Source organism: Trichothermofontia sp., from assembly GCF_053493415.1.
Window position 1 is genome coordinate 23324 of the sequence record NZ_JBRCAD010000231.1, and the last position, 6396, is coordinate 29719.

Genomic DNA, 6396 nt, shown 5'->3' on the forward strand with positions numbered 1-6396 from the left:
TGCGTCCGTTCCCATGAATGAAGTTATCCCCGTCAGTGACCTGTCATCCAGTTGTGAAGGTGTGGCCGTGGCCCCTGCCGAGGGAAGTGCTGGCAAACCGTTGCACGATCGCTGTGTGCTGGTGTGTCAACATCGCACCTGCCTCCGCCACGGTGCCGCCCCCGTTCTAGCAGCGTTCCGGGCGGTGGCCATCCCCGGCGTCACAATTCAGGCCAGTGGTTGTCTAGGGCAATGCAGTATTGGCCCCAATGCGCGGGTCCTACCGGATGAAATTTGGTATGCACGGCTAACGCCAGCCGATGTCGAGGCCATTATCGAAGCCCACCTACGCGATGGCCAGCCGGTCGATCGCTTCCTAAATCCCCGCATTCACCAATCCTTTTATCCTCATCCCTAATCCATCCCCCCCTGCTTTGTGCTTGCCGGTTTCGTGGGGGACTGACGATCCCCAGCAACCTTGGGGAAAAGGCAAGACGGTCTTGCAGGCCCAGGAAGACTGGAAGTGGACAAAAATTTAAGTATGATTACTTATGGAAATAATGATTTTTGTGACAAAATCGCCGAAATCCATATAACTTAAAGGTTTCGACGATCCATATCATGAAAGTTCCCCCTAGAATAGTGCATTGAAACTTCCAGTCTATGAGGGTTTCGGCGATTCCCGATCCCTACTCTTGGTCCCCCGTAAGGCTAGAAGTTGTCAGTTAACCCTAAACCCGACTGAGTAAGGAGATTTTGCATGAACAAGGGAGAACTCGTGGATGCGGTTGCCGAAAAGGCTCGTGTTACCAAGAAGGAAGCCGATGCGGTCCTGACAGCGGCCCTGGAAGCGATCATGGAAGCGGTTTCCGAGGGTGACAAGGTGACGCTAGTGGGCTTTGGGTCCTTTGAATCGCGGGAACGCAAGGCCCGCGAAGGGCGCAATCCAAAAACGGGTGAGAAGATGGAAATTCCGGAAACCAAGGTCCCCGCTTTTTCGGCAGGTAAGTTGTTTAAGGAAAAGGTGGCTTCCTAGTTGCCAGGGGCTATGACACCCTGGGTAGGCCGTCCTATGCACGGGGGGAATTTGGCTTGGGCAGCATCTCTGGCAGGCTGTTCCCCCCAGGCAATTCTGGATTTTTCGGCCAGTATTAACCCCTTGGGGCCGCCTGCCACAGTGATAACTGCGATTCAGGAACAGGTGTTGGCCATCCGGGCCTACCCCGATCCCAACTATGGGGCGTTGCGGGCGATCCTGGCTGAGCACCACCAGCTATCACCGGATTGGGTCCTCCCTGGCAATGGGGCAGCGGAGTTGTTGACCTGGATCGGGCGGGATTTGGCGGCCCAGGCTGAAACCTATGTGTTAGCGCCTGCGTTTGGGGACTACGGGCGATCGCTGCGGGCCTTTGGGGCGGTGCTGCATCCCGTACCTTTGGCGCTGACGCCAGGAGCGATCGCCGCTAGCCTCCCCCCGGCCCTAGCCACAGCTCCCCCAACAGCGGCCCTGTTGTTGAATAATCCCCACAATCCCACGGGCCAATGCTTCCCGCGTGCGCAGATTCTTCCCTATCTGGAACGCTTTGCCCTGGTGGTGGTGGATGAGGCATTTATGGACTTCCTCCCCCCGACTGAGCAGCAAGGCTTGAGCGATTACATTCCAGCCTTTCCTAACCTCGTGATTGTGCGCTCACTCACCAAGTTTTACAGCATACCCGGATTACGCCTGGGGTATGCGATCGCCCATCCTGATCGGTTGCAACGCTGGCAACAGTGGCGTGATCCCTGGTGTGTGAATCAGTTAGCCGTCGTAGCAGCCCTGGCCGCCTTGCCCGATCGGGATTTTCAGGCCCAAACCTGGGCCTGGTTGCCGCCCGCCCGCTCGCAACTCCACCAGGGTTTGGCCCAATTCCCCACCTTGCAGCCCTATGCCAGTGCAGCCAATTTCCTCCTGGTGCATAGCCAACAACCCGTACCACCGCTCCAGGCGGCCTTACTCAAACACCATCAAATTCTGATCCGGGATTGCTTGAGTTTTCCAGAGTTGGGCGATCGTTACTTCCGGGTAGCGGTGCGCACTTTGGACGAGAACCAACGGTTGTTAGCGGCGATCGGGGCGATCGGGGCGTGAAGAGGAATAGCTACAGCCGTTCCCACGCTAATGAAGTACTGTCAAGCCTTTTGCCCAAGGGGCTTAAGCCCCTTATCTGTACCTCACCCAGTATAAAAGTGCTGTCTCGCTTCAATAGCACTTCGATGAATTCGATTGATGTAGTTAGGTAAGCTGAATTGTTTAACAGGCAAAGGGGTCAGTCATTTGCGTGCTCTTCGTGCTCATTGACTGTAACAGACTGAGGACCGGAGACGCATCCACCCTAACGATGGCTGAGCCAGGGTGGACGGGGCAACACCGAGCCGCAGAGGGCTGCTCCCGCTCCCAGGCCTGAAGCAATCTGCATATTGCGAGTAAGATCACGAGTAAGATCAAGAGAGACAGAGCGGCTGTTTTCACCAATGGCTGCGGAGCCAATCTGAGTGTCTGCTATGTTCCAACCCATTGGTTTTCAGCAAACCGCGATCGTCACTTCCCTCGGACGGATGGTCTATACCACCGCCGACCCTGGTACCTGGCTGGAAAGCCTAGCCGCGAGCGCCACCACCCCAGCAGCTTCCCCCCCGGCTCCGCCTGAGCCGGCAGGCCAATCCCCAACTTGGCCCACCCTGGTCTTTCTCCACGGTTTTGGGGGCGGGTCTTCTGCCTACGAATGGTCCAAGGTTTATCCGGCTTTTGTGAGCGACTATCGTGTACTGGCCCCCGATCTCCTAGGTTGGGGGCGTTCCGAACATCCTGCCCGTGACTACCGCATCGAAGACTACCTCACCACGATCGCTGAATTCCTCGAACAAACCTGTACGGGTCCCGCTACCGTGATTGCCTCCTCCCTCACGGCGGCAATGTGCATTCGCCTAGCGATCGCCCGTCCCGAATTATTCCAAGCCCTGATCCTGACCACGCCCGCTGGCCTTTCGGACTTTGGGGAAGACTACCGGCGTAGTTTCTTGGCCCAATTAGTCGGCACCCCCGTGCTTGATCGCCTGCTCTACACCCTGGCCATTGCCACGGAAGGCGGTATCCGCAGCTTTCTGGAAAACCGCCAATTTGCTAACCCCGATCGCATTTTTCCGGAACTGATCGCAGCCTATCTGGCATCAGCCACCCAACCCAATGCCGAATACAGCGCCCTTGCCTTCGTGCGCGGGGATCTGTGCTTTGATTTGTCCCTCACGATCGCCGAGCTAACCACCCCCACCGCCATCCTCTGGGGGGAAGCTGCCCAATTCACCAGTCCGGATCTGGGCCAACGGCTGGCTGAGCTAAATCCAAGGGCGGTTAAATTTTTCCAGCGACTGCCTGATGTGGGCCTTACCCCCCAACTGGAAACTCCCGAACTCACGATCGCCCTCATTCGTCACTATCTCAAGCAGCTCTAGCACAGCGGACATCCATTTTTCGGCATGTTAGTCGTCACAACTGTAGCCGTTGCAGGTACTGAGTCAGCACGACAAACCTTGCAGCATGGCATTGTGCGTGCGATCAGGATTAAGCCATATTGTTCTCGATCGCCCAACGGGAAAGCTCCGTGCGGTTATGCAACCCCGTTTTCCCCAGCATATTGCTAACGTGGCTTTCGATCGTGCGCTGACTGACATTCATCTGTTCCGCAATTTCCCGATTGGCCATCCCCCGTGCCACCAACTGCACCACCTTCAACTCCGTCGGCGTTAGGGACACATCAAAGGGAACCTGAATCGTGGGTCCCTCCTCTAGACGACCGCTGGGATGCTCCCGGAGGCGGGAGGCGGCCTTAAGGGACGATTCCACCTGGGCCACCAATTCCTCAGGTTCAAAGGGCTTCACCATATACACATCCGCCCCAGTACTTAACCCCTTGACCCGATCGGCACTTTGCCCCTTGGCAGAGAGGAATAAAATGGGAATCCAGTTCGTGCGGGGGTTTTCGCGCACCCTTTGCACGAAGCCATAGCCATCCAATTCCGGCATCATGACATCGCAGATGATCATATCGGGCATGGTCTGGTCCAACACATCCAACCCTTCCTGACCATTGTTGGCAACTAGAACGTCATAACCCCGAAACTCCAGATAATCCTTGACCAGCAGGGTTAAATTCGGATCATCATCAATCAGCAACAGCGTTTTGCTATCACCTGCACCTGCTTCTCTCATAAACTACTCTACTCAACCTAATCAGAATCGAGATTTTTGGCGCATGGAACCCTGCTAACTTGACGAGATCACCCTTGATCTACCAATTGTCTACATTAGGAGGTTTGCTGTCCATTTCCGCGAAAACTACTGATGCTCATATTGTATAACTCGTGCTAAGCCATGCAATGGCCTGCGAGCAGAGCCACAATCACAAGCCTAGTTTGCCACATCCCTGCCGGCAAGGTGATAACTGGCTATTACAGTAATTCTTCTCTATTTTAGCTAGGATTTCCTCATTTTATCGTCAATTGTGATGCCCAGTCCCGATCGCAACTGGGGAGACGTGGTCGCTGCCAAGGGAAAATAAATTAAGAAAATTTTACAAAAAGGCGGCAGCCTAACGAGGTCTCAACCCCATTGGCGAGTAACAGGGGTGGGGCAGGAACTCTTTGCCGTTCCGCAATTTCGCCGCTACCATCGGAGTGCACATAAAAACTGCGGCTATCCGTCGCTGCCTAAAGTAGCGCTGGAGTAGTGGCCTAGAGATGATGACTACCAACGCTTGTGATACGCTATCGCCAACCAACTGCGACCAACCGCAACGAGGACAGTAGGCATGACTAGGTTGAATGTGGGGCTTTTGTTTGGTGGGCGATCGGGAGAACACGAGGTTTCGATCGTCTCGGCGCGGGCGATCGCCCAAGCCTTTGCCCACGAAGCCAATGTCCCCAAATACCGGGTTATGCCGTTTTATATCCAGAAGGACGGTCACTGGCAGGCGGGGGATGGAGCGCTGCAGGTTCTTGAGCAAGGTACTCCCGCGACCCTGACCCCAGCTGATGGCGCTTCGCTCTGGCAGTTTCCACCCCAGGTAACGGATGTGGACATTTGGTTCCCGATTTTGCATGGTCCCAATGGTGAGGACGGTACGGTTCAGGGCTTACTCAAACTGATGCAGGTGCCGTGGGTTGGGTCGGGAGTGTTAGGTTCGGCCCTGGGCATGGATAAGATTGCCATGAAGCACGCCTTTGCCCAGGCTGGCCTTGCCCAGGTCGATTACCTCGCGGTCAGCCGAGCGCAGGTCTGGTCCGATCCCTGTGTATTTCCCAAATTATGTGATCACATCGAAACAACCTTGGGGTATCCCTGTTTCGTGAAACCCGCGAATTTGGGATCTTCCGTGGGGATTAGCAAGGCCAGCGATCGCCGCCAGTTAGAAGCGGCGCTGGATAATGCAGCCAGTTACGATCGTCGCATCATTGTCGAAGCAGGGGTACGTGCCCGTGAAGTGGAGTGTGCGGTTCTGGGCAACGATCGGCCCCAAGCCTCGGTAGTGGGCGAAATTAGCTACAGGACCGACTTCTACGACTACGAAACCAAGTACACTGCCGGTCAGGCGGATTTAAGGATTCCGGCTGATCTTCCCTCGGCTATTACCCAGCAGATCCAGGAGATGGCGATCCAAGCCTTCCTGGCTGTCGATGCCGCAGGGCTAGCACGGGTTGATTTTTTCTATCAGGCCGAGACGGGCACTGTCTTGATCAACGAAATCAATACCCTTCCCGGTTTTACGGCCATGAGTATGTACCCCCAACTATGGGCAGCCAGTGGTATTCCCTTTGCCGAGTTGGTCGATCGCCTAGTGCAGTTGGGACTAGAACGCCAAACGCGATCGCGTAGCGTCTCCCTCAGAGAATCCTTCCCTTAAGGCCATGATTAAGGCCATTGCCGTTCCGCAACCGCCGTTTCCTTAGCAAAACCACGTACAGCATGTCTATGGCGAGGATGTCAGATCCGGTCCCTCTTTCCGCCGTCCATCCCCGGATGCAGGCGGGGGTCAATACCGTCGGTCAGTATCTCTATCACAACCGGGTGATGTTGATTCTGACGATTTCCTGGTCAGCCATCATCCTGGTGGCGGTGCTAGCCATGTTATCTCTGCTCAACCCGGCGGCAGTGAACCCTATCCCCAGCCCCACTCCAGAGCTACAAGTGGAGCGTCCGCCCAACCCCCCACCCACGGAACCCAAACCGACAGAATTTGAAAATCCCCGTGCCCTTTGGTCCCTCTTTACGGCAATGGCAGCGGCTGGGTGTATGGCTGGAGCCGTGATTATTCTTCTCGGATTACGGCGTGCGTTGATCCAGAATGCGATTTTCCAAACAACCCCGGCGGGGGCTTCCCC

The 6396-nt window shown here is 55.7% G+C and carries 7 protein-coding genes; 6 read left to right on the forward strand and 1 reads right to left on the reverse strand.

Annotation, left to right across the window (positions count from 1 at the left end; all coding sequences use genetic code 11):
* Positions 1-13: 13 nt before the first annotated feature.
* The 4 genes from ACWIUF_RS20310 (at position 14) to ACWIUF_RS20325 (ending at position 3471) form a co-directional block, all read left to right on the forward strand.
* On the forward strand, positions 14-397 hold the full coding sequence (locus ACWIUF_RS20310) for a (2Fe-2S) ferredoxin domain-containing protein (protein ID WP_448574358.1): 384 nt from the start codon (positions 14-16) through the stop codon (positions 395-397).
* Between the two features lie 342 nt (positions 398-739).
* The gene (locus ACWIUF_RS20315; RefSeq protein ID WP_448574359.1) at positions 740-1015 is read left to right on the forward strand and encodes an HU family DNA-binding protein; all 276 of its coding nucleotides are present in this window, start codon (positions 740-742) and stop codon (positions 1013-1015) included.
* Positions 1016-1027: 12 nt separating this feature from the next.
* Positions 1028-2110: a threonine-phosphate decarboxylase CobD gene (gene cobD / locus ACWIUF_RS20320; RefSeq protein WP_448574360.1), complete on the forward strand. Its 1083-nt coding sequence runs from the start codon at positions 1028-1030 to the stop codon at positions 2108-2110.
* A gap of 413 nt (positions 2111-2523) precedes the next feature.
* Positions 2524-3471 (forward strand): alpha/beta fold hydrolase, encoded by a 948-nt coding sequence (locus ACWIUF_RS20325; RefSeq protein WP_448574366.1) that lies wholly within the window; start codon positions 2524-2526, stop codon positions 3469-3471.
* Positions 3472-3580: 109 nt separating this feature from the next.
* Here ACWIUF_RS20325 and ACWIUF_RS20330 read toward each other — a convergent pair whose 3' ends face one another.
* Positions 3581-4228: a response regulator transcription factor gene (locus ACWIUF_RS20330; RefSeq protein ID WP_448574361.1), complete on the reverse strand. Its 648-nt coding sequence runs from the start codon at positions 4226-4228 to the stop codon at positions 3581-3583.
* Positions 4229-4826: 598 nt separating this feature from the next.
* Between ACWIUF_RS20330 and ACWIUF_RS20335 the strand changes: the two genes are divergently transcribed.
* Complete coding sequence (locus tag ACWIUF_RS20335) at positions 4827-5918, forward strand: D-alanine--D-alanine ligase family protein (protein ID WP_448574362.1); 1092 nt, start codon at positions 4827-4829, stop codon at positions 5916-5918.
* A gap of 68 nt (positions 5919-5986) precedes the next feature.
* Positions 5987-6396, forward strand: a 410-nt coding sequence (locus tag ACWIUF_RS20340) for a hypothetical protein (RefSeq protein ID WP_448574363.1), incomplete at its 3' end; no start/stop codon positions are given.